Genomic DNA, 22,937 nt, shown 5'->3' with positions numbered 1-22,937 from the left:
CCCTTATACAGGAAGGTGATTGATGGGGTGATCGTCGACGGTCCAAAGATACTGGACCGCGTACGCCCGCCAGGGACGCCAGGCCGCCGCGCGCGCGGTCAGGGCTGCGGGGGTCGACGGGAGACCGAGTTCCTCCGCCGCCCGCCGGATGCCGAGGTCGGTGGGGAGGAAGGCGTCCGGGTCGCCGAGCGCTCGCATCGCGATGACCTCGACGGTCCAGGGGCCGAAACCTGGCAGGGTGATGAGTTCGGCCCGGGACTTCTCCCAGTCGGTGTCGGTGCCGAGTTGCAGGGAGCCGTCGACAAGAGCGCCGACGAGGGTCGTGAGGGTGGTGCGACGGCTGCGCGGCAGCGCGAGCTGCTCGGGGTCGAGGCCGGCGAGCGCTTCCGGGGTGGGGAAGAGGTGGGTGAGACCGCCCTCGGGGTCGTCGACGGGGACGCCGTGGGCGGTGACCAGGCGGGCCGCGTGGGTACGCGCGGCAGCGGTCGAGACCTGCTGGCCGAGCACCGCCCGTACGGCGAACTCCGCCCCGTCGACGGTACGCGGCACCCGCCGCCCCGGAGCCTTGTCGACCAGCGGGGCGAGCAGCGGATCGGCCCGCAGCTGATCGTCGACGGCCACCGGGTCGGCGTCCAGGTCGAGCAGCCAGCGGCAGCGGCTGATGGCGAGGGTGAGATCGCGCGGGTCGGTGAGCGAGAGCCGGCACGCGATGTGGTCGGGGCGCGGGGTGAGGGCGACGATGCCGTGCCCGTACGGGAGGGCGAGCGTCCGGCGGTAGGCGCCGTCGCGCCACTCCTCGACGCCGGGGACCGCGGTCGCGGCGAGATGGCCGAAGAGGTTGGAGGGATTGAGCGGGGCCCGGTACGGCAGCCGAAGCGTGATCACTCCCGGCGTCGCCCGCGGTTTCGCGGACCGGGCGGCGCGGGTGCGCAGCTCGCTCGGCGCGAGCGCGAAGACCTCACGGACGGTGTCGTTGAAGGTACGGACGGACGAGAAGCCGGCCGCGAACGCCACGTCGGCCATGGGGAGTTCGGTCGTCTCGATGAGCAGCCGGGCGGTCTGGGCGCGCTGGGCGCGGGCCAGGGCGAGCGGACCGGCACCCAGCTCGGCGAGCAGCTGCCGCTCGATCTGCCGGGCGGAGTAGCCGAGCCGGGCGGCCAGCCCCGGCACGCCCTCGCGGTCGACGACCCCGTCCCCGATGAGCCGCATCGCACGGGCGACGGAGTCGGCGCGGGCGTTCCACTCCGGGGAGCCGGGACTGGTGTCGGGCCGGCACCGTTTGCACGCCCGGAACCCGGCCTGCTGGCAGGCGGCGGCACTGGGATAGAAGGTCATGTTCTCGACCTTGGGCGGCACGACGGGGCAGCTCGGACGGCAGTAGATCCTGGTGGTCAGGACCGCCGTGAAGAACCAGCCGTCGAAGCGGGCGTCCTTGGACTGGACGGCCCGTACGCAGCGCTCGGTGTCGGTGTACATGGCTCAAGCATGAGCCACCCGACAGCGCCGGGCTGGCGGAAATCCGACATCAGCCTTCCGCTGCCAGGGCCTCTTCGAACTCCTTGTACGCATGTGCGTCGAACAGAACGAATCGCACCTCCTCCACCGGAGCTCCCGCCTCCGCCAGGACCGTGCGGACGGCGATCCGCGCGCCGTCGTCCAGGGGCCAGCCGTAGATGCCGGTCGAGATCGCGGGGAAGGCCACGGTCCGCGCACCCAGCTCGGCGGCCACCCGCAGTGATTCCCGGTAACAGGAGGCCAGCAGCGCGGAGCGGTCCTCGGCGCTGCTCCATACCGGCCCGACCGTATGGATCACCCATCGGGCGTCGAGCTTTCCAGCCGTGGTCGCTACCGCCTGACCGGTCGGCAGCCCTTTTCCGTAGTGCGAGGCGCGCAGCTCGCGGCAGGCGGCGAGGATCTCCGGGCCGCCGCGCCGGTGGATCGCGCCGTCGACTCCGCCGCCGCCGAGCAGCGAGGAGTTCGCGGCATTGACGATGGCGTCGACGGACTGCAGGGTGATGTCGCCGCGGACCAGGGTCACCGTGACGGGCGGGGGCGTGCGCATGCTCCCATCATGCCGTTCCCGGGGCCGCTCCGCGGGACGGGAGCTGCGCCGTACCGCGCGTTCACCTGCAGGGCGCCAGGTGTGCCGCATGACCGGCCGGGCAGGACGCCGGTGGCAGCCGAGGTTCGCCGGGCGGTGTGCTCGGGCAGCTGCCCCGCAGCCTCTTCGCCAAGCCCTCAGGTCGCGCGGAGCCTGTGCCACACCGCCTTCGCCGCGTGGTGGCCGGACATCCCGTGCACGCCGGGCCCGGGCGGGGTGGCCGAGGAGCACAGGAACACCGCCGGGTGCGCCGTCGCGTACGGCACGCGGGCGAGCTTGGGCCGGATCACCGTCTGCAGACCGGCGAACGCACCGCACGCGATGTCACCGCCGACGTAATTGGCGTTGCGCGCGGCGAGTTGGGGAGGGCCTGCGACAGCGCGGGCGAGCACCAGGTCACGGAAGCCGGGGGCGAACCGCTCCAACTGCCTCTCGATGACCTCGGTGGCGTCGCCCTCCCAGCCCGCCGGGACATGTCCGTACGCCCAGAAGACGTGACGGCCCTCGGGCGCGCGGGACGGATCGACCAGGCTGGGCTGTGCGGTGATCAGGAACGGCACGCTCGGGTCGCGGCCCGCCACGGCTGCCCGCATCGCACTGTCGATCTCGCCTGCCGTGGGCCCGATGTGGACCGTGCCGGCCCGCCGGGCCTCCTTCGCGGTCCAGGGGACGGGGCCCGACAGCGCATAGTCGATCTTGAAGCAGGAGGCGCCGTACTTGTAGTCGCGGTAGGCGTGGCCCAGTCCGGCAATCCGCGCGAGGGCGGTCGGCGAGGTGTCGAAGACATACGCGCGGGCAGGCGGGAGCTCGTCGAGGCGCTTGACCTCCGTGCCGGTACGGATCGTGCCGCCCAGTTCACGTACGTACGAGGCGAGAGCGTCGGAGATGGCCTGTGAGCCGCCGCGCGGCACCGGCCAGCCGTTCTCGTGGGCCGCGACGGCGAAGAGCAGCGCGATGCCGCCGGTCGCAAGGCCGCTGGTGGGGGCTATGGCGTGGGCGGCCAGTCCGGCGAAGAGGCCGCGCGCCTTCGCGCCCCGGAACCGGCGGGCGAGGAGCGTGGCGGGCTGGATCGCGTCCAGCCCGAACCGGACCCAGCGATACGGATCGCGCGGCAGCCCGATCCAGGGGGTGCGCAGGAAGTCCTCCGCGAGCGTGTCCCAGTGGCCGAGGTACGGGGCGAGCAGCCTGCGGTATGCCCCCGCGTCCTGCGGTCCGAGCGACATGGCGCTCTCCCCCACCGAACCGGTGAGCACGGCCGCGGAGCCGTCCGGGAAGGGGTGAGCGAGCGACAGCTCGGGCTGGAGCCACTCCAGGCCGTGCCGGTCGAGCGGCATCCGGGCGAACGCGGGCGAGCCGATGCCCAGCGGGTGCACGGCCGAACACGGGTCGTGGCGGAAGCCGGAGAGTGTGAGCTCCTCGGTACGGGCACCGCCCCCCACCGTCTCCTGCGCCTCGAACACCTCAACGGAGAAGCCACGGCGGGCCAGTTCGGCTGCGGCGGTCAGTCCGTTGGGGCCCGCCCCCACGACGACGACATCGAGCATCGATGGCACGTTCGGACTCCTTCGTCAGCCGACGGCAAGAAACTCCAGGATATTCCGCTGCGCCGACAGCCGGACCGCGGGTACCGTCCGGACCGATGAATACGGGATCGGCGGAGGAACGAGTTCGCGCATCGATGGTCGGCGACATGGCGGCCCGGCTGACCGCGGTGTCCGGCGTCCGGGCCGTCGCCCTCGGCGGCAGCCGCGCCCGCTCGACGCATCGCACGGACTCCGACTGGGATCTCGGCGTCTACTACCGCGGGACACTCGACCTGGTCGCCCTCACCGCACTCGCCTCTCAGGCGCAGGGTTCCCCGGTGGAGGTGGCCGGCCCGGGCGACTGGGGTCCATGGGTCAACGGCGGCGCCTGGCTGCGGGTGGACGGCACGGCGGTGGACTGGATCCTGCGGGATCTGGACCGGGTCGAGAGCGTCTGGTCCGACTGCCGCGAGGGCCGCTTCGAGGTGGGCGTCCAGCCCGGCCACCCACTGGGTTTCTGGTCGCCCTGCTATCCGGGCGAGGTCGCCCTGGGTCGTGTACTGGCCGACCCCTACGGCGAATTGACGGTACTTCAACAGCAGACGCGCGACTATCCGGAACCCCTGCGCAGGGCGCTCTGCGACGCCGCATGGGAGGCGGATTTCTCCGTCACGGCGGCACGCAAGTCGGCGCACTCCGGGGACACGCTCCATGTCGCGCTCTGCCTGTCGCGGGCATTCGGCATCCTGGCGCAGGCTCTCCACGCCCACCACCGCACCTGGTGCCTGAACGAGAAGGGGGCGCTGGCCGCGGCCGCGCTGCTGCCGCAGACTCCGGCGGACTTCGCCGAGCGGGTCGGTGGGGCGCTGCGCGGCCTGGACTCGGTCGCAGTGGAGACGGCGGCGTCCGTGGTCCGCGATGTGCGGGCGGTTCTCGGGTGAAAAAGGGGTTCTGCCGGGGACCGGGCTCATTCTAGGATCCCGGCATGATCGCCGAACTTCAGTGCGTGGTACTCGACTGCCCCGATCCCGTACGCCTGGCCGAGTTCTACCGGTCGGTCCTCGGCGGCCGGGTGAACGAGCCGGACCGGCGGTGGACGCTCGGCGAGAACTGGTCGACGCTGCACACCGACGCCGGTCTCGTCCTGGCGTTCCAGCGGGTGGCGGACCACCGGCCGCCGCAGTGGCCGGACCCGGCGCGGCCCCAGCAGTTCCACTTGGACTTCGGTGTGCCCGATCTGGACGCGGCGCAGGGGGAGGTCGTCGCGGCGGGTGCGACCGTGCTCGACGACGGGAGCGGGGGCGGGGAGGCGGACGCGGAGCGGCCGTGGCGGATCTATGCCGATCCGGCTGGGCACCCGTTCTGCCTGGTGCTGCACCGGGTGGCGTAGCCGCTGCCGCTCAGTCGTTCCGGATGGCGGTGACGCAGCGTGCGAGCAGGTCGCGCAGGGCGTCGCGTTCCTCCGGGGTGAACGCGTCGCCGAGCCCGGCGTTAGCTGCGTACCGCATGCTCGTCGGCGAGCCGCAGCGCTTCCCAGCCCGCATCGGTGAGCCGGGTCTCCAGCATCTTCTGGTGCCACGGGATGCCGACCGCACCACCGGACCCCATTCCGGGCGGTACGTCGACCGGTTCACGGACACCACCGCCCATGAGCAGGCGCACGACCCGGCAGCCCGGGCCCGGTCCGCCGCGGTGACCCGCGCGCTCATCGTCTGACCGGGGCGGCCCGGGAAGGTCAGCCCCCGGCGCGCAGCGCCGCCAGGATCCGTTCGGCCGTCGCCTTGTCGCGGGCGGCCGTGAACGGCAGGTCGTTGCCCCCGGCGATGCGGAACGGGGCACCCGAGAGCGTGGCCTGGGCGCCGCCGGCCTCGGTGACCAGGAGCAGGCCCGCCGCATGGTCCCAGGCGTACTCCCAGCTGAAGGCGACCGCGTCCTGGTCGCCGCGGGCGACGGCCAGGTATTCGAGGCCCGCGGAGCCGCACGGACGGGCGTGGATGCCGTCGATGAACAGGCCCAGCAGAGCCCGCTTCTGGGCATCGGTGGTGTAGTCGGGGTGCGACATGGCGACTTCGAGTGCGGCGCCGGGCGCGGGCGATCCGGAGCGTATCGGCACACCGTTGAGCACGGCCCCCCGGCCGCGTACCGCGACCGCCATCTCATCCAGAACTGCGGCGTACGTCCACGAGGCAAGGAGTTCGCCGTGGTGGGCGAGGGCGACGAGGGTGCAGAAGCCGGGTTCGCCGCGGACGAACTGGCGGGTCCCGTCGACCGGATCGACGATCCAGACCGGCGCGTCGCCGCCCAGGGCGTCGTACACCTTCGGATCGGCGTGGACCGCCTCCTCACCGACGACCACCGAACCGGGGAGCAGCCGCGTCAGGGACGCGGTGAGGTGTTCCTCGGCAAGGCGGTCGGCGGTGGTGACGAGGTCATGCGGACCGCTCTTCTCGACGATCTCGTGTGCGGCGAGCTGTCGGTAGCGCGGCATGATCTCGGCGGCGGCCGCTGCACGGACCGCCTCCTCGACCATGGTCAGGTCCCCGGCAAGGAAGTCATCGATCATGGCTCCAGCTAAGCACGGTCCATCGGGAACCCGACGACCTGGTCATGACGCGGAGGTGGCCGGTCAGCGACCGACGGCGTACTCCTGCATGCCGCGGGTGTACGCGGCGGCGGAGAGCATCCCGGTCTCCGGGTCGCGGGCGACGGCGCACATCCGCCCTTCCGACCACGGGTCGCCCACGGTGACGTCATGGCCGCGGCGGCTCCTCGACGATCACCGGGCCCATGCGCTCCTCGACGGTGACGCTGCCGCGGGCCCGCGTGCCGCGCGGGAAGAACGAGCCGGGGAAGCCGTCGTTGTGCCAGTCCCGGGCGTCGATGGCGCCCGGCAGGTCGAGACCGCCGCGTACCTCGGCGTACAGGGCGACGGCGAGGAAGAAGTGTTTTGCCGACTGGACAGAAGGGCGGCCGGCGACCCCGACGTGTTCATGAACGCGGAAGTACGGCTCCGGCGAACGGCAGTTGACGAGACGGCGCCCCGCCCGCCGCCCCCCTTCCGGGCGCCCGACAACGACCGGTGCACCGTGGCAGACTACGATCATGACTGAATCCGTGAAGGGTCCCGCCAGTTACTTTCCGTCGATCGAGAAGACCTACGGCCGGCCGATCTCGGAGTGGAAGGACCTCATCCGCTCCTCGCCACTGACCAAGCACATGGAGCTGGTCTCCTGGCTCAAGGCCGAGCACGGCCTCGGCCACGGCCACGCCAACGCCCTCGTCGCGCACACCCTCGCGGAGGAGAAGGGCAAGTAATGGCGCCGTGATCGCCGGAACGCCTCGACGCTCACGGCTCGCGTCGACGGTCCGGCCGATAGGTCGGTAGGGCCGCCGCCGATGGTATGACGGCAACGACGGGCAGCACGATGAGCCTGTGGCGCCGGCGGGGCCGCCGTTCCTGCTCCCGCCGTCGCGTCCTGGTGTCGTTGTCCGCCGGGACGACTTCGGGAGGCCCGTTCTTCGGCCACAGCCCGACCGTCGCCAGGTCCACGGGCCCCTCCCGCAGCGGCGCCGCCTCGGCGTCGAGCAGCCGTGCGGACTGCTGCGCGAGGTGCGCGACGATGCCGGGAGGCAGCCAGGCACCGCGCACGGCGCTGGGACGCGGCCGCTCGGGATCCTCCAACAGCTTGTCGATGTACGGCCGTTGGCGGATGCCCTTCGTCAGGCACCGGGCGATGAGCGCCCGCAGCGCGGCGTCCTCGACACGCGTCAGGTCGGGCTCGCCCTCCACGATCCGGAACATCACCGCGTGCTGATTGCTGGCCCCCTGCCCGAACAGAAGCCGGAGCAGGCGGCGGGCCCTCGGTGCGGCAGGCGAGCATGTCGTGCGCTCGACCGCCGTGCGAGAACCCGCCACGCACCGGCCACGGGCCGCCGCGCATCACGGCACGAGCGTCACCAGGTGTCCGCTGCCGCTGAGCGACGTCAGGTCGATGTCGGCCACGCAGCGGACCTGCACGTAGTTGAGCGTCAGTGTCCCTTCCACATGCACACTGCCGGTTCCCTTCGCGAAGTCGGCGCCGCCGAGATCGGTGGCCGCCTCGTCGACGCGCACCCCGAGGTCCGTGGCCCCTCCGGAATCAGGGAACTTGACGAAGACATACCCCATCTCGGTGAGACGCCGCTGAAACTCCCCCAGGGAGGGCGACGGGCCGCCGACGACGACTTTCTGCCCCTCCTGGGAGAGACGCTCGACGAGTTCGTCCATGAATGGCTCCTCCATGACTGCTACGGGCTTTTTGACGAGCGCGGTGATCCGGCCGGCTAACCGGCCGTCTCCTCCATCTGCCGGCGCAGACTCCTGGGGCGCATGTCGACCCAGACTTCCTTCACGTAGGCAAGGCACTCCTCCTTCGACCCGACCGTCCCCGTCTCTCTCCATCCGGAGGGAACGTCGAGGTACGTCGGCCACAGGGAGTACTGGTCCTCGTCGTTGACGAGGACCTTCATGCGGGTTTCTTCCATTGCTCTTCCGTCTCTGCTGTCGGGAACGGTTCGGCGCACTGCGGCGTGATCCGGGGCGTGTTTCGAAAGCAGCGTCGTCCGCCCGCAGGCGGGACTTTCGAAACGCGCCCTAGGCGAAGAGCCAGGGCGCCTCCTGCCGGCGGCGCACTTCGTAGGCGAGAATCTCGTCCTTGTGGGAGAGGGACCATCCGATGTTGTCGAGGCCCTCCATCATCGAGTTCTTCTTGAAGGGGTCGATCTCGAAGCGGAAGACCTGGCCGTCGGGGGTCGTCACGGTCTGGGCCGCGAGGTCGACGTGCAGGGTCGGCGCTGTGGCGCTCGCCAGGGCAGTGCAGATCGCGTCGACCTCCGACGGTGCCAGGGCGACCGGGAGGATGCTGCTGTTGAAGCAGTTGTTGTGGAAGATGTCCGCGAAGCTCGGGGCGATGATGCAGCGGAATCCGTACTCTCGCAGCGACCATGGCGCGTGCTCACGGGAGGAACCGCAGCCGAAGTTCTCGCCCGCGATCAGGATGCCGGCGTCCTCGTGACCGGGCTGGTTGAGGGCGAACTCCGGGTCGGGCGTGCGGCCGTCCTCGAGGTACCGCCAGTTCGCGAACAGGTGGTCGGCGAAGCCGGTACGACGGATCGACTTGAGGAAGCGCGCGGGGACTATGTCGTCCGTGTTGACGTTGGACCGCATGAGCGGCACCGCGGTGCCCTCATACGTGATGAATTTCTCCACGGAGATCCTTTCTCTGCGTGTCTGTCTAGAGGTCACGGACATCGGCGAAGCGGCCGGTGACGGCGGCGGCAGCCGCCGTCACCGGGCTGACCAGGTGGGTGCGGCCACCGCGGCCCTGGCGTCCCTCGAAATTGCGGTTGCTGGTCGAGGCGCAGCGCTCTCCGGGAGAGAGACGGTCCCCGTTCATGGCGATGCACATGCTGCATCCGGCCTCCCGCCACTCGAAGCCCGCCTCGCGGAAGACGTCCGCCAGCCCCTCCTCCTCGGCCTGGCGGCGCACGCTCATCGAGCCGGGGACGACGATGGCGCGCGTGCCGGCCGCGACCTGCCGGCCGGCGGCGTACCGGGCCGCCAGGCGGAGGTCCTCCAGCCGCGAGTTGGTGCACGAGCCGATGAAGACGGTGTCGACCGTGATGTCCTGGACGCGCTGACCGGGCTCCAGGCCCATGTACTCCAGGGCGCGTTCCATTCCCGCCCGGGTCACCGGGTCGCTCTCGGCGGCCGGGTCGGGGACGGTTCCGGTGACATCGACGACCATGCCGGGGTCCGTTCCCCAGGTGACCTGCGGTACCAGGCCTCCGACGTCCAGGTGGTGTTCCGCATCGAAGCGGGCACCCGGGTCGCCGGCGAGCTGCTTCCACTGCTCCGCGGCGCGCTCGAAAAGCTCCCCGGAGGGTGCGAAGCGGCGCCCGCGCACGTACTCGACCGTGACGTCGTCGGGTGCGACCATGCCGGCCCGCGCGCCCGCTTCGATCGCCATGTTGCAGAGCGTCATGCGGCCCTCGACCGTCAGGGACCGGACCGCGGAGCCGCTGAACTCGATGACGTGGTTGGTTCCGGCGTCCGTGCCGAGTTGGCGGATCACGAACAGGGCGATGTCCTTGGCCGTCACGCCGGGGGCCGGCGTCCCGTCGATGCAGATGTTCATCGTGCGGGGCTTCTGCTGCAGCAGGCACTGGGTGGCCAGGACGTGCTCCACCTCGCTGGTGCCGATGCCGACCGCGAAGATGCCGAGGGCGCCGTGCGTGGAGGTGTGGGAGTCCCCGCACACCACCGTCATGCCGGGCAGCGAGAGGCCCAGTTCCGGGCCGACGACGTGCACGATCCCCTGGTCGGCGTCGTTCATGCCGAGGAGCCTGACGCCGAACTCGCGGGCGTTGTCCTCCATCGTCTCGATGCACATGACGCTCTGGCTGTCGACCACATCGATCAGGCGGCGGCCCGGCATGGTGGGGACGTTGTGGTCGATGACTGCGACCACGCTGTCCGGGCGGTGCACCGGAAGGTCGCGCTCCCTCAGCCCCGCGAATGCCTGCGGTGAGGTCGCCTCGTGCGTGAGATGCCGGTCGATGTACAACATCGGTATCTCGCCGGGCTCGTCGCGCACCACGTGCGCGTCCCAGATCTTCTCGAACATCGTCTGTGGCATCGTGCGGTTCTCTCCTCAGGGGTGCATGTCGTCTCGGGATGAAGGGACGCTCAGGCTCCGTGCGGCGCGCGCATGTCCGCGAAGCCCTCTTCGAGCTCCTCAGGGGTCAGTTCGCGGCCCAGCTCGTTGGCGCGGGCCAGCAGGCCCTCGACCGTCTCCGGGGAGAGCTCCCGGGGATCGCGCCCGCTCAGCATGCAGGCGAGCTTCACGGAGCTCGCGCCGCTCCACGGGCTGACGGCCACGGAAGGGACCCCGCCGATGGCGGCCGGGTCGACTGCGGAGTACACGGTGCGGGACATCTCCCGCAGTGCGCCCTCCAGCTCCGCGTTCCCCGCCTCCCTGGCTCGGTCGGCCAGGTGGTGGGCCTTGAGGATCGCGGCCGTGTGGATGCCGGAGGAGGTGTGGCTGTAGCGCCTCCCGAGCACACCGTGTTCCGGTGGCACGACGCCGACCATCTCCTGATAGCACGTGATCAGCCGGAGCAGCTGCGACATGTCCCACGAGACGGGCAGGCCGGCCTCCTCCTCGATGGCGGCAAAGTTCAGCACGACCTCCTCGAGCGAGGCATTGCCGGAGCGCTCGCCGACACCGCGCGACACCACGTGGATGCGGCTGGCGCCGGCCGCGACCGCCGCCATCGCGTTGCCCAGGGCGTTCCCGGTGTCGCGGTGGCCGTGCCAGTCCACCTGCATCTCGGGCACGCCCAGGGCGTCGAGCTGTTCGCGGACGAAGCGCACCAGCCGATAGGTGCCGAGCGGGCGGCTCACGCCGATGGTGTCGGCCATGGCGACGATGTACGCGCCGCTCTCGACCTGGACGCGGGTGATGGCGCGCAGGTCCTCGGGAGAGGTCTGCGTGGTGTGCTCGGTGCCCGCGACGACGGGGATGCCCATTTCCACGGTCTTCTTGATGAAGGTTTCGAGCGCGTTCAGGATGAACCCCAGGTCCCAGCCCTGGACGAGACGGCGGGAGGGGGCACTTCCCATGAAGACGACGGACTCGAGGCGCGGGTGGATCTCCTTGCACTCGACGGTCCACCTCAGGGACTCCTCCGTGCAGATGGAGAGCACGGAGGGCACGATGGAGGGCAGTTCGTCCCGCATGCGCGCGAGCAGTTGCTTCATCGTCGCGCTGAGTCTGTTGGACTCGCCCGGGTAGATGCCGACGGTGGCGTACTTGATGCCGAAGTCGCCGAGCAGATGCAGGTACCGCATCATGTCGTCAACCGTCGGGTAGCCGGGTATGCCCTGAAGACCGTCGCGCAGACACTCCGAGAAGATGTGCGTCCTGGCGACCTGAGCGGCGAGCGGCTCGCCGGGGATGTGTGTGGGGAGGGTCGAGAGCGGGCTCTCGTCGCTGTTCCAGTTGAAGTTGACCGGGACGTCGAGGCTGTTGATGTCTGTCTTCGCGGATCCCGTTTCCTTTTGCATGGTCTCTCGCTTTCCTTCTCGGGGATTCGACTGTCTCGCTGACGCGTTACCGTCAATCCGGCATGACCGGAAGAATGCCGACAGAGAAACGGATGTAGTCGTCCGAATAACCGAAGGTGGAGCCGGGGATTCCAGCGATCCCGGTCTTCTCCAGGACGGAGAAGGAATCCTCACCGGCCCTGAGACGGCTCCAGTTGTAGATGGTGGCGTCGTCGTCGACAAAGACACGCTCGAAAACACGGTGTTCATCGTCGAACCGCTGCAATTGGGCCCGCAGCCGGGCGCGGCGCAGCCGGTAGAGGCCGCGGATCATTTCGATGATCTGGGGATTCTGGCGGAAGAGCGTGTGGTAGGCCATGAAGCGGAGCTGCCATTCTCCCGGCAGACAGCTCACGCTGTTCATCCAGCTCGACCGCATCGCGACGGAGAATTTCGGATCGCCGAAAACGGCCCAGCCGAACCTGTCCCCGGTGAGGGTGTAGGTCTTGGAGAAGCTGTTCACGTAGATCATCTGGTCGGCCACGTCGGTCGCCGAGGCGAGGCTGCGCATGCGGGCCTCGTCGTCGGCGGGCCGGCCGGTGCCGATGTAGGCCAGGTCGGCGAGAACGTGGACGCGGCGCCCTCGCTGCGCGAAGCGCCGTACGACCGCCATGACGGCCGAGAGCTCATCGGGCGTGTACGCGAAGGTCGTCGGGTTGTTCGTCACCGTCAGGTAGACGACCTCGACGTCCGGGTTGTCGTCGAGGTGCCGTGCGAGGAGCTCTTCGGTCAGCTTGAACCCGTCCTCGGCCCGGGTTCCCACCCGGTGCAGCCGGAACCCGTAGGTCACGGCCTGCAGTTCGGGCATGTTGAACCCGGGAGCCGCGAAGAGGACCGCTCCGGGCGTCCGGGAGCGGAGGCGGGCGAAGTGGGCGAGGCCGCGGAGGATCTTGTCGATGCAGTCCGTCGCGCCCATGCCGAGGGCCACGTTCTCCGCGGAGACCGTCATCCCCCATGGGCGCATGTCCTCCGCCAGCAGGCCGCGCAGCACCGGGTTTCCGACGCCCTGGATGTCATAGATCCGCGGGTCGTAACCGGAGGCGAGGAGTTGCCGCTCCGCGTCCATCATCTGTTCCCTCAGCCACAGGTAGCCCTTGCCCGAGGCGGTGTATCCGTTGATGTCCTCCCCGGGCAGCGCGATGCCGAGTTCGTCCCCCAGCATCCGGTAGTCGCCGGGGCCGCCTTCCTCCCCCTCGCACTCGGTGATGCGCCGGACGTTGACATCACCGATCGTCCGGTTGACGATCTCCAGCCGGGTGGCGACCGGGTCGAACCTCCGCTCCGCGCACTCCCGTTCCAGGTCGTCGACGAGGCGGGCCATGACCCGGATGGGCGGTTCCGCGGTGTCCGCCTGCCGAGCCCGGTGGCGCCGCACCATCTCGGCGCGGGCCCGGCGGACGAGCAGGCGCTGCTCCGCGAGGCCTTCGGAGACCTCCGGGGAGGAACTCTGTGACGTCATGCGCGGACGACCTCCAGTTGTCGTTGCGTCCCAACAGGGCATGCGGAACGGGCGGGGGGTTCAGGACTGCCGGAGCCGGTCCACGATGCGCCGGCCCATCTCCCGGGTCCCGACGACCGTGCGTACCCCCTCGCCGATGTCCTCCGTCCGACAGCCCTCGCGGATCACGTGCTCGACGGCCTCCTCGACAGCCGCGGCCTCCCGCTCCAGGCCGAGGGAGTGACGCAGGAGAAGGGCGGCGGAGAGGATCGCGCCGACGGGATTGGCCCGGTCCTGGCCGGCCAGGTCCGGGGCCGAACCGTGGACGGGTTCGTAGAGGCCGAACATGCCGGACTCGGTACGCCGGGCGCCGAGGCTGGCCGACGGCAGCATCCCGATGGAGCCCGTCAGCATGGACGCCTCGTCGGTGAGAATGTCGCCGAACAGATTCTCGGTGACGATGACGTCAAAGTCCGCGGGCGTCCTGATCAGCCGCATGGCGCAGGTGTCGACCAGCATGTGCTCGTAGGTCACCGTGGGATGGTCGGCCGCCACCCGCTCGACGACCTCCCGCCACAGGACCGAGGAACTGAGCACATTCGCCTTGTCGACCGAGGTGACCTTCCCCTCGCGGCCTGCGGCGATCCCGAACGCGGCCCGCACCACGCGTTCGATCTCCTCCTCGGTGTACAGGAGGGTGTCGACGGCCTCGGTCCCCCCGGCCGTGCGGCGGATCTCGCTGGGCTTGCCGGGCACCGACTCCAGGCGCCCGTAGTAGAGACCGGCCGACAGTTCCCGTACGAAGAGCATGTCCGTGCCCTTGAGGTGTTCGGGTTTCAGCGAGGACGCGGCGTAGAGGGACTCGAAGGGGCGCACCGGCCGGAGGTTGGCGAAGAACCCGAATTCCTTGCGGAGGCGGAAGAGCGCCTGTTCGGGCCGCGGGCCGCTGCTACGGGCCTGCCCGGCCGGGAGGCTGCCGACCGCTCCGAACAGCACCGCGTCGCTGTGGGCGCAGGTCTCGAAGGTCTCGTCCGAGATGGCCGTCCCCTCGGCCTCGATGGCGTCGAGGCCGACGCGGCGCTCGTGGACCGTGAAGGTGTGGCTGTACTTCTCCTCCACGGCGCCCAGCACCGCCAGGGCCTGGGCGGTGACCTCCGGCCCGACGCCGTCCCCCGGAAGCACCGTGATCGTGGCATTGCTCATCTGACACACCTTTCTCGAACGGTTGCGGTTCTCGTGCGCTGGGCGGAATTCCGCGGTCTCACCGCCCTCGGGCAGGTGAGTCCTTCGGCCGGGGGTGGAACGAGCGCAGGCGTTCGACGATGGTGCCGCGCCAGCAGATCATGTCGTGGCCGCCCATGTATTCGCTGTAGTCCACCGCGTAGCCCTTCTCCACGAGGACGTCGCGCATGTTCTGGTGGGTCGTCATCGGGTCGTAGTCGACAATGGCCCGCTCCAGGCTCCCGATGTCCATGGAGAATCGAATGGGAAGTCGGGGGCTTTTCTCGAACTGCCGGGTGAGCCACTCCTCCTCCCGGCCGGGAACGTCTTTGCCCGGCCACCAGAACGACCCCGACTGGGAGATGACGTTGCCGAATCTCCCGGGCGTCCTGAATGCCGCGTACGCCGCAGCCAGGCCGCCGAAGCAGGAGCCGCCGACAACGGTGCGCGCCGGGTCGGAGGTGATGTGGTAATTCCGATGGACCCACGGCATGAGCTCCCGGTTCAGGAATTCGCTGAACGGCTCGTGGCAGGGCAGTTCGCGGGCGCGGACGTCCTGGTCCTCGTTGGTGTGCATGACCAGGACGTACGGGGGGATGCCGCCGGCGTACAACAGGTTGTCCAGCACGGTCGTGATGGCGGCGAAGTTGTAGTACGACCATCCGTCGAAGAGGACGAAGACGTTGTACGCGTCACCGTCGGTGGTGTAGCCGGGCGGTACGTGGACGGTGACGTGCTGCCGGGTCTCCAGGATCTCGCTGTCCATGGTGTGCATGCGGCTGGTGCCCTTGGGCACCCCGCGACGCGGGATGTTCCACGGCTGTTTCGGGGCGCCGGGAAGTTCGAGCACCGACACCTTGAACTCGTTCGGATTGCCCATGAGCGTGTAGTCACGGGGGTTCAGGGGGTCGGGCCGGTATTCCGGCAGACGCTGCAGCACCTCCGCGTAGGAGGTGAACGGCACCATCGCGTCGTTCACCGAGAACAGGTAGGTGGTCCGCAGCTCGGAGGGCAGGAAGTAGGAGCGGTACCAGAGGTCGGTGCCCGGCAGGTGGTCCATCCGGAACTCACTGAAGTCACCGCTCGGCGCGCTGCAGAAGAGCACCACGACGTTCTCGGTGTCTCCGGGGTCCCGCCACAGAAAGGTGACCAGGGTCCGGGAGTCGTCGGGCCCGACCTGTTCCATCAGCGGGGTGCCGGACTCCTCGGCCTCCTTCCAGAACGCGTCGAGGGCCTGACGGTCGCCCGCATCGAGGGCCGCCGCCACTCGGGCGATCCGGGGGCTGATCAGGGTGGTCTCCGCAGCGAACACTGTCTTTTCTCCTTCGCGGGCGTGCGGGAGTGGGGACGACGACGCGGGATGAGCCGGAGCTGTCAGAGCAGGTCGAACAGCTCCGCCGCGTCCAGTTCGCCGTCGTCGCCGTCCTCGACGCTCTCGTCGATGACCTGTGCGAGTGCCGCGACGGTCCGGTTCTTGAAGACCGTGGTGAGCATGAGCGGGATGCCCCACCTCTCCTGGACCTCGGTCGCCATGGAGGCCACGAGGAGCGAGTGGCCGCCGAGGGCGAAGAAGTCGTCGTGGATCCCCACACGGTCCAGTTCCAGGAGGCGGGCCCAGAGCTGCGCCAGGGCCTCTTCGGTCCCGGTCCGGGGATCGACGTGGCTCTCGCCCGCCCGCGCCTGCTGCACGACGTCCGACAGCGCCGGCAGCGCCTTCCGGTCGACCTTGCCGTTGGCGGTGAGCGGGAACTCGTCCAGCTGCACGAAGTAGGCGGGCACCATGTACTCGGGGAGCCGTTCGAGGAGATGCGCCCTCAGCTCGTCCGAAGGCGCCTCCCGGCCGTCCTTCACGGTGAGGAAGGCGGTCAGCCGCTTGTCGGCGGACGTCACCTCGTGCACCACGACCAGGCAGGACCGGACGGCCGGGTGGTCTGCCAGGACGGCCTCGATCTCCTCGATCTCGATGCGGTAGCCGCGGATCTTGATCTGGTGGTCCTTGCGCCCCGCGTACTCGATGACGCCGTCCGGCCGGTACCGGGCCAGGTCGCCGGTCGCGTAGAGGCGTCCGGAACCGAAGGGATCGGCGACGAACCGTTCGGCGGTCAGGTCGGGACGCCCCAGATAGCCGCGCGCCAGCTGGACGCCACCGATGTGGAGCTCTCCGATGACACCGTCCGGCACCGGCTCCATCGCGTCGTTCAGGATGTACAGCCGCGTGTTGGCCACCGGACGGCCGATCGGGACATTGGTCGCCCCCGCGGTGTTCCGGCACTCCCAGAAGCTGACGTCGACCGACGCCTCGGTGGGCCCGTAGAGGTTGTGGAGGCGGGTGTCCGGCAGGGCCCGGTGGAACTGCTCCTGAACCTCGGGTGGCAGGGCCTCCCCGCTGCACATCACGTGGCGTACGCCCCGGCCCTGCCGGGTCACGGTCTGCTGCTGCAGGAATGCCTGCAGCATCGAGGGCACGAAGTGGAGGACGCCGATCCCCTGCTGTTCGACCAGCTCGGTCAGGTAGGCGGGGTCGCGGTGCCCCTCAGGACGGGCGAGGTGCAGGTGCGCGCCGGTGATCAGAGGCCAGAAGAACTCCCAGACCGACACATCGAAGCTGTACGGGGTCTTCTGCAGGACGCGGTCGTGCTCCCGCAGGCCGTAGGCGTCCTGCATCCAGTGCAGACGGTTGCAGATGCCGCGGTGCGACAGCATCGCGCCCTTGGGCCGGCCGGTGGAGCCGGAGGTGTAGATCACGTAGGCCAGGGTGTCCGGGCTCACGGCGACGTCCAGGGGACCGGCACTCGCCTCCAGCCAGGAGGTGTCGCTCCCGCCGAGTTCGACCAGCCGGACTCCGCGCTCGGCCAGGAAGCCCACGCGGTCCGCGGTCCCGGGCTCCACCAGCGCCAGTTGCACCCCGGCGTCCTCGGTCATGTAGGCAAGCCGCTCGGCCGGGTAATCGGGGTCCAGCGGCACATAGGCGCCGCCGGTCTTCAGGACGGCCAGCAGACCGGTCACCAGGTCGAGGGAGCGGTGCATGCAGACGCCGACGCGCGACTCCGGACCCACACCGAGGTCGCGCAGCGTCCGCGCCAGCCGGTTGGCACGCCGGTCCAGTGCGGCGTAACTCACCTGCTGGTCCTCGTAGGACAGCGCGATGCGGTCGGGCGACCGGCGGACCTGCTCCGCGAAGAGCTGGTGGAGGCAGACGGGCCGCAGGGCGTCGTCGTCCCGCGTGGCGTTCCGTGCCTCCACGATCCGCGCCCGCGCCGTCTCCGGAAGCAGCGGGAGGCGCCGGACGGGCGTCTGCGGCCGGGCCAGCGCCGCTTCGAGGAGGATCCGCAGGTGCTCGCCCATGCCGGCCACGGTGTCGCGTTCGAAGAGGCTGGTGCTGTATTCGAAGGTGTACTGCAGCTCGCCGTCGCGCTGCTGGATGCTGAGACCCAGGTCGAACTTGGCGACGCCGATGCCGTCCTCCGTCACGTCGTGGATCCAGGCGGGCTGCTCCTGCGTCCCGGGCAGGTCCTCGAAAAGCTTGTCGAGACCGGTGAACATCACCTGGAACACGGGGCTGTAGCTGAGGCTGCGCTCGGGCTTCAGCTCCTCGACGATGCGGTCGAACGGCACCTCCTGACGGCTCTGCGCCTCCAGGAGCTTCCAGCGGACCTGCGCCAGCACGTCCGAGAAGTCCGGGTCGCCCTCGAGGTCGACGCACAGCGCCACTGTGTTGACGAGGAACCCGATGAGCGGCTCGGTCTCGACGCGGCTGCGGTTGGCCACCGGGATGCCGATCACCACCTTGTTCTGTCCGCTGTAGTGCGAGAGCAGGACGGCGAAGGCGCTCAACAGCACCACAAAATGCGTCGTCCGGTTCTCGCTGCTCACCCTCTCGAGCTGCTCGACGAGCTCAGGCGGCAGGGAGCGGGCGAGGTTGGCGCCCCGGAATTCCTGTACCGCCGGCCGGGGGTGGTCGGTCGGCAGCGAGATCAGCGCGGGCGCGTCGGCCAGCTGCTCCTTCCAGTACTGCAGGTGCGGCCGCAGCCGTTCCTCCTCGAGCCACTGCTGCTGCCACACCGCGTAGTCGGCGTACTGGAGAGCCGGCGGGGCCGGCATCGGCGGGCCGTCCGGCCCCAGAGCGTCGTAGATCCGCAGCAGTTCCTCGTTGAGGATGCCGACGGAGTAACCGTCGAAGACCGCGTGGTGGGCGCTGAAGGCGAGGAGCGCCTCGTCGTCGGACAGACGGACGAGCAGGGTGCGGAACAGGGGTCCCTCGGCCAGGTCGAAGGTCTGCGTCCACAGGTCGCGGGTGACGTCCTTCACCGACTCGGGGCGCCGCTCAGGCGGCTGTGCGGACAGATCGGCCTCGGTGAGGACCACGGTCCCGGTCTCCGCGATGTCCTGCCACACCCGCCCCTGCCCCTCCCGGAACGTCGTCCGCAGGATCTCGTGGCGGGCGATCAACTCCTCGAGTGCGCGCCGGAGTCTGGCCGGGTCCATCGCGACAGGGCGGTGGAGCAGCCAGCCCACGGTGTACAGGGAGCTGTCCGGGTGCAGGCGGTCCATGTACCAGAGCCGCTGCTGGTCGAAGGTCGCGGGGATGGGCTCGTCGCGCGGCACCGGCGCCAGGGGGACGGCGGCGTACGGCTCCCGCGCCTCCAACAGGGTGTCCAGTTCGGCTGCGACGCGAGCGAGGGCCGGCTGCTCGAACAGGACCCGGACCGGGAGGTCGACGCCGAAGGTCCGGCGGACGCGGGCGGCCACCTTCACGGCGAGCAGCGAGTGTCCGCCCAGATCGAAGAAGTCGTCGAAGGCGCCGATGGGCCGGTGTCCCAGCACTTCCTCCCAGATCTCGGCCAGCTTCGCCTCGGTACGGGTCCGCGGGAGCGCACTCGCCGGGAGCGTGGCCGCCGGGCCGTCCTCGGGCAGCGGGAGCACCCGGCGGTTCAGCTTGCCGTTGCTGTTGAGAGGGAGCTCGTCGAGGAACACGAAGGCGGACGGCACCATGTAGGCGGGCAGCTGCTCCCTCAGGTGGGCCCGCAGCGTCTCCTGCGCCTCGGCGGTGTGCCGGAAGTCCTGGTCGACCACCGCGTAGGCGACCAGGCGCTTGCCCGGACCGTCCGGCTGGGCGAGCACGGCACAGTTGTGCACGAGCGGGTGCTGCTCGAGCACCGTCTCGATCTCTCCCAGCTCGATCCTGAAGCCCCGGATCTTCACCTGGTTGTCGATGCGCTCGACGAACTCGATGCTGCCGTCGGGCAGGTATCTGACGAGGTCCCCGCTCCGGTAGAGGCGGCCGCCCGGCTCCTCGCCGAACGGGTCCGCGACGAAGTACTCGGCGGTGAGATCGGGGCGGTTCATGTAGCCCCGGGTCACGCCGACGCCGCCGATGCAGAGTTCGCCGGGCACTCCGGCCGGGACGGGCTGCATGTACGGGTCGAGAACGTAGAGCCGCACGTTGGTGATCGGCCGGCCCATGTGGATGACGTCCAGGTGCTCGTCGGTCCGGCCACCGGTGGCGAAGACGGTGGTCTCGGTCGGCCCGTAGACGTTGAAGAAGGTACGTCCGGGCGCCCACGTGCGGATGAGGTCCGCCGAGTACGCCTCGCCGCCGACGACCAGCGTGCGCAGACGGGGCAGTGGGTCGTCGGTCGGCAGGGTGGCGAGCGCGCCCGGCGTGAAGTTCAGGCTCTCGATGGCCCGCTCGGCCAGAATCGCCTGAAGGTCGGTGCCGATCATCCGTACACCCGCGGCGGGGATGTGGAGCGTGCCGCCGGTCACCAGCGGCAGGAGAATCTCCCAGACGGAGAAGTCGAAGCTGGTGGACGCGACCTGCAGGACGTTCTGGCGCCTGTCGAAGCACGGGTGGTGGCGGATCCACGGCACGATGTGCTGGACGCACCGGTGGGCGACCATCACGCCCTTCGGCCGCCCGGTCGACCCCGAGGTGTAGATGATGTAGGCGAGGTTCTCCGGAGTCACCGCGGTCGCGGGCGCCGTCGCCGGACCGGAGGCGACAGCGGACCAGCCGGTGTCCAGGCAGAGGGTCTCCAGATCGTCACCCGGCAGCCTGGACAGCAGGGAGGACTGGGTGAGCATCAGGTGCAGGCGTGCGTCCTCGACGACGTATTCCATGCGGTCGAGCGGGTACCTCGGGTCGATCGGGACATAGGCCCCGCCTGCCTTGAGGATGCCCAGCAGGCCGACGATGCCTTCCAGGGAGCGCTCCAGGCACAGTCCGACCAGGACGTCGGGCCCCACTCCGCGGTCGCACAGCCAGTGGGCCAGCTGGTTGGCCCGGCGGTCGAGCTCGGCGTAGGTGAGCTGCCCGTCCTCGTGGACCACGGCGACCGAGTCCGGGGTGGCCCGCACCTGAGCCTCGACCAGTTCGTGCAGGAGCACGGGCTCGACGGCGGTGGTGGTCCCGGTGCTCCACTCGCCCAGCGCCCGGGCGCGCTCCTCGTCGGTGAGCAGAGTCAACCGGGCGAGGCTCTGCTGCGGCTCCGTCACCACCGCGTGGCAGATCTGCCGCAGGTGCCCGATCATCGCCTCGACGGTCCGCCCGTCGAACCGGCGCGTGTCGTGGAGGATGCTGACGCCTATCCGATCGCCCACGGTGATCGCGGTGTTGATCGGGTAGTGGGTCTGCTCCTGCGAGCCGAGTGCCTCGATGCGCAGGGCGTCGTCACGGCTCTCGCCCTCCGGGTAGTTCTCGAAGACGAAGAGGCTCTCGAAGAGGGGGGCGCCGGCGGGGAGCCCACTCCACCGCTGGACCTCGCTCAGCGGGCTGTATTCGTACTGCCGCATCCGCAGGTTCTGTTCCTGCAGGTCCTGGAGCCAGGTGAGCGCTGTGCTCTGCCCGGGCAGCCTCACGCGCAGGGGGAGCGTGTTGATGAAGAGTCCTGACATGCGCTCGACGCCCTCCACGTCGGCCGGGCGCCCGGAGACCACCGTTCCGAAGACGACGTCGTCCGTGCGGGCGTAACGGCCGAGCAGGAGCGCCCAGCAGCCCTGCAGAACAGTGTTGAGGGTGAGACGGCACCGCTGTGCGAAGTCCTGCAACGCCGTGGTCTCCTCCTCGTCGAGGAAGCCGTCGGTCCAGGCGTACGGAGCCGGCTCCCCCGGTGCGCCGTCCGGCGCGTCCAGCGGCTTCCCCGTGTTCGGGGAGGTGGCCTCCTCGACGCCGTGCAGGGTTTCGCGCCAGTACTCCTCGGCCTGGCCCAGGTCCTGCCGCTGGAGCCAGGACACGTAGTCGCGGTAGGGGCGCGACGGCGTCGGGTCCAGTCGCCGGCCCCGGCTGAGGGCGCCGTACCACTCGGCGGCCTCCTTGAGGATCAGACTCATGCTCCAGCCGTCCAGGATGGCGTGGTGGGCGCTCCAGACCAGCTCGTACCGCTGGTCGGCCGTGCGGACGAGGAGCATCCGCCACTGCGGGGCGTCCTGGGGGTCGAAGCCCCGGACGCGGTCCTCCCGCAGGTGACTCTCCAGGCGGTCCTGCTGAGCAGCGGGGCTCTCGGACCGCCAGTCCCGGATTTCGAGCGGGACAGGGAGATCGGCCCAGACCAGCTGGAGGGCGTCGTTCTCCGCCGTGGTCCGGAAACCGGTCCGCAGGATCGGATGCCGTCGCATGACCTCGGCCCAACTCTGCCGGAAGACCTCGACATCCAGTTCCTGATCGATCCGCAGCACGTTCTGTACGTGGTAGAAGCCCTCGCCCCTCGCGTACTGACTCTGGAACCACATGCCCTGCTGGGTGGGTGTCTGCGGGTAGCAGTCGTCGAGCGGACGCGCGGACCGGCTGTTCTGCCACTGGGGCAGCGCGCGCAGTTCGTCGACGAGGTCGTCGATCTGCTGCTGTGTCAGGCCGCTCAGCGGGAAGTCGGAGGGGCTGTAGCCCACCGTGTCGGGCCGGGCCGCCTCGCCGGCCAGCGCCCGCAGGGCGTCCAGCGTGTGCTCGGCGACCCGCCGGATCGTCTCCTCCTCATGAGCCGCCCCGCTGTAGGTCCACTCCATACGGAGCTCGCCGTCCTGGACACTGCTCACAATGTCGATGAGATGAACGCGGTCGTTGGCGGGATCCACATCGGGGCCGGCCAGGCCCGTGAAGGCGGCGAAGCTCCCGGCGAAACTTCCGTCGAACTGGCCGAGGTAGTTGAAGCTGATCTGCGCGGGCGCGGTCCCGGTCAGAGCGGTCGCGGCCGGCCCATGAGCCAGGAGACCGTAACCGATCCCCTGCCGAGGACGAGCACGCAAAAGCTCCTTGATCCGCTTCAGCCCCTCGCCCAGACCCCCGGCCGAAGGAACCGGCAACCGCAACGGAGAAATCGTCGTGAACCAACCCGTCGTCCGGGACACATCAAGATCATCGAAGAGATCCTCACGACCATGCCCCTCGACATCCACCCGCACATGACCATCACCGGTCCATGCCCCGACCGCAGCAGCCACACCCGTCAACAGCACATCATTGACACGCGAGTTGAACACCGCCGGCACATCCCGCAACAGCGCCCGCGTCTCCCC

Annotated in this window: 18 protein-coding genes and 1 pseudogene; 4 read left to right on the top strand and 15 right to left on the bottom strand. The window is 69.9% G+C overall.

Features of this window, described 5'->3' with window-relative positions; translation table 11 throughout:
• Nucleotides 1-3: 3 nt before the first annotated feature.
• From ACNPQM_RS34070 to ACNPQM_RS34060, 3 genes are all read right to left on the bottom strand, one after another.
• Nucleotides 4-1,476, bottom strand: a complete 1,473-nt coding sequence (locus ACNPQM_RS34070; protein ID WP_418087005.1) for an AlkA N-terminal domain-containing protein — start codon at nucleotides 1,474-1,476, stop codon at nucleotides 4-6.
• A gap of 49 nt (nucleotides 1,477-1,525) precedes the next feature.
• Nucleotides 1,526-2,062 (bottom strand): O-acetyl-ADP-ribose deacetylase, encoded by a 537-nt coding sequence (locus ACNPQM_RS34065; RefSeq protein WP_418087004.1) that lies wholly within the window; start codon nucleotides 2,060-2,062, stop codon nucleotides 1,526-1,528.
• A gap of 176 nt (nucleotides 2,063-2,238) precedes the next feature.
• The gene (locus tag ACNPQM_RS34060) at nucleotides 2,239-3,654 is read right to left on the bottom strand and encodes a phytoene desaturase family protein (RefSeq protein ID WP_418087003.1); all 1,416 of its coding nucleotides are present in this window, start codon (nucleotides 3,652-3,654) and stop codon (nucleotides 2,239-2,241) included.
• Between the two features lie 86 nt (nucleotides 3,655-3,740).
• On the opposite strand from ACNPQM_RS34060, the gene ACNPQM_RS34055 reads away from it, so the two are divergent.
• From ACNPQM_RS34055 to ACNPQM_RS34045, 3 genes are all read left to right on the top strand, one after another.
• Entirely contained in the window at nucleotides 3,741-4,565 is an 825-nt protein-coding gene (locus ACNPQM_RS34055) for a nucleotidyltransferase domain-containing protein (RefSeq protein WP_418087002.1), read from the top strand.
• A 44-nt stretch (nucleotides 4,566-4,609) separates the two neighbouring features.
• Nucleotides 4,610-5,014 carry a VOC family protein gene (locus tag ACNPQM_RS34050; RefSeq protein ID WP_358858621.1) on the top strand — a complete coding sequence of 135 codons (405 nt, stop codon included), beginning with the start codon at nucleotides 4,610-4,612 and terminating at the stop codon, nucleotides 5,012-5,014.
• A gap of 116 nt (nucleotides 5,015-5,130) precedes the next feature.
• A complete protein-coding gene (locus tag ACNPQM_RS34045) occupies nucleotides 5,131-5,340 on the top strand; it encodes a hypothetical protein (protein ID WP_418087001.1) in 210 nt (69 codons plus the stop codon).
• A gap of 19 nt (nucleotides 5,341-5,359) precedes the next feature.
• Here the strand turns inward: ACNPQM_RS34045 and ACNPQM_RS34040 are convergent, their stop codons facing one another.
• Together ACNPQM_RS34040 and ACNPQM_RS34035 are read right to left on the bottom strand one after the other, a co-directional pair.
• Nucleotides 5,360-6,187: an inositol monophosphatase family protein gene (locus ACNPQM_RS34040; protein WP_418087000.1), complete on the bottom strand. Its 828-nt coding sequence runs from the start codon at nucleotides 6,185-6,187 to the stop codon at nucleotides 5,360-5,362.
• Between the two features lie 63 nt (nucleotides 6,188-6,250).
• Nucleotides 6,251-6,569: pseudogene (locus ACNPQM_RS34035) on the bottom strand (gamma-glutamyltransferase family protein); the annotation flags it as partial.
• 157 nt (nucleotides 6,570-6,726) lie between these two features.
• On the opposite strand from ACNPQM_RS34035, the gene ACNPQM_RS34030 reads away from it, so the two are divergent.
• A complete protein-coding gene (locus tag ACNPQM_RS34030; protein ID WP_418086999.1) occupies nucleotides 6,727-6,939 on the top strand; it encodes a DUF4287 domain-containing protein in 213 nt (70 codons plus the stop codon).
• 31 nt (nucleotides 6,940-6,970) lie between these two features.
• Here the strand turns inward: ACNPQM_RS34030 and ACNPQM_RS34025 are convergent, their stop codons facing one another.
• The 10 genes from ACNPQM_RS34025 to ACNPQM_RS33980 all read right to left on the bottom strand — a co-directional run bounded on the left by ACNPQM_RS34025 (nucleotide 6,971) and on the right by ACNPQM_RS33980 (nucleotide 22,919).
• Nucleotides 6,971-7,426, bottom strand: coding sequence for a hypothetical protein (locus ACNPQM_RS34025; protein ID WP_418086998.1), 456 nt, complete (start codon nucleotides 7,424-7,426; stop codon nucleotides 6,971-6,973).
• 138 nt (nucleotides 7,427-7,564) lie between these two features.
• Nucleotides 7,565-7,891 (bottom strand): hypothetical protein, encoded by a 327-nt coding sequence (locus ACNPQM_RS34020; RefSeq protein ID WP_418086997.1) that lies wholly within the window; start codon nucleotides 7,889-7,891, stop codon nucleotides 7,565-7,567.
• Between the two features lie 56 nt (nucleotides 7,892-7,947).
• A complete protein-coding gene (locus tag ACNPQM_RS34015) occupies nucleotides 7,948-8,148 on the bottom strand; it encodes an MbtH family protein (protein WP_358858627.1) in 201 nt (66 codons plus the stop codon).
• 109 nt (nucleotides 8,149-8,257) lie between these two features.
• Nucleotides 8,258-8,872 carry a 3-isopropylmalate dehydratase small subunit gene (gene leuD / locus ACNPQM_RS34010; protein WP_418086996.1) on the bottom strand — a complete coding sequence of 205 codons (615 nt, stop codon included), beginning with the start codon at nucleotides 8,870-8,872 and terminating at the stop codon, nucleotides 8,258-8,260.
• Between the two features lie 25 nt (nucleotides 8,873-8,897).
• Entirely contained in the window at nucleotides 8,898-10,301 is a 1,404-nt protein-coding gene (gene leuC, locus ACNPQM_RS34005) for a 3-isopropylmalate dehydratase large subunit (protein WP_418086995.1), read from the bottom strand.
• 50 nt (nucleotides 10,302-10,351) lie between these two features.
• Nucleotides 10,352-11,731, bottom strand: a complete 1,380-nt coding sequence (locus ACNPQM_RS34000) for a hypothetical protein (RefSeq protein WP_418086994.1) — start codon at nucleotides 11,729-11,731, stop codon at nucleotides 10,352-10,354.
• Between the two features lie 52 nt (nucleotides 11,732-11,783).
• Nucleotides 11,784-13,229: a pyridoxal phosphate-dependent aminotransferase gene (locus ACNPQM_RS33995; protein ID WP_418086993.1), complete on the bottom strand. Its 1,446-nt coding sequence runs from the start codon at nucleotides 13,227-13,229 to the stop codon at nucleotides 11,784-11,786.
• 60 nt (nucleotides 13,230-13,289) lie between these two features.
• Entirely contained in the window at nucleotides 13,290-14,411 is a 1,122-nt protein-coding gene (leuB, locus tag ACNPQM_RS33990; RefSeq protein ID WP_418086992.1) for a 3-isopropylmalate dehydrogenase, read from the bottom strand.
• Nucleotides 14,412-14,469: 58 nt separating this feature from the next.
• Nucleotides 14,470-15,741 carry an enterochelin esterase gene (gene fes / locus ACNPQM_RS33985; RefSeq protein WP_418086991.1) on the bottom strand — a complete coding sequence of 424 codons (1,272 nt, stop codon included), beginning with the start codon at nucleotides 15,739-15,741 and terminating at the stop codon, nucleotides 14,470-14,472.
• A gap of 62 nt (nucleotides 15,742-15,803) precedes the next feature.
• Entirely contained in the window at nucleotides 15,804-22,919 is a 7,116-nt protein-coding gene (locus ACNPQM_RS33980) for an amino acid adenylation domain-containing protein (RefSeq protein WP_418086990.1), read from the bottom strand.
• Nucleotides 22,920-22,937 lie beyond the last annotated feature (18 nt).

Origin of the sequence: Streptomyces sp. NPDC056231, from assembly GCF_048270745.1 — a bacterium.
Classification (GTDB): domain Bacteria; phylum Actinomycetota; class Actinomycetes; order Streptomycetales; family Streptomycetaceae; genus Streptomyces.
The sequence above is the reverse complement of the archived record's forward strand: the minus strand, read 5'-3'. Positions and strand labels throughout refer to the sequence as shown.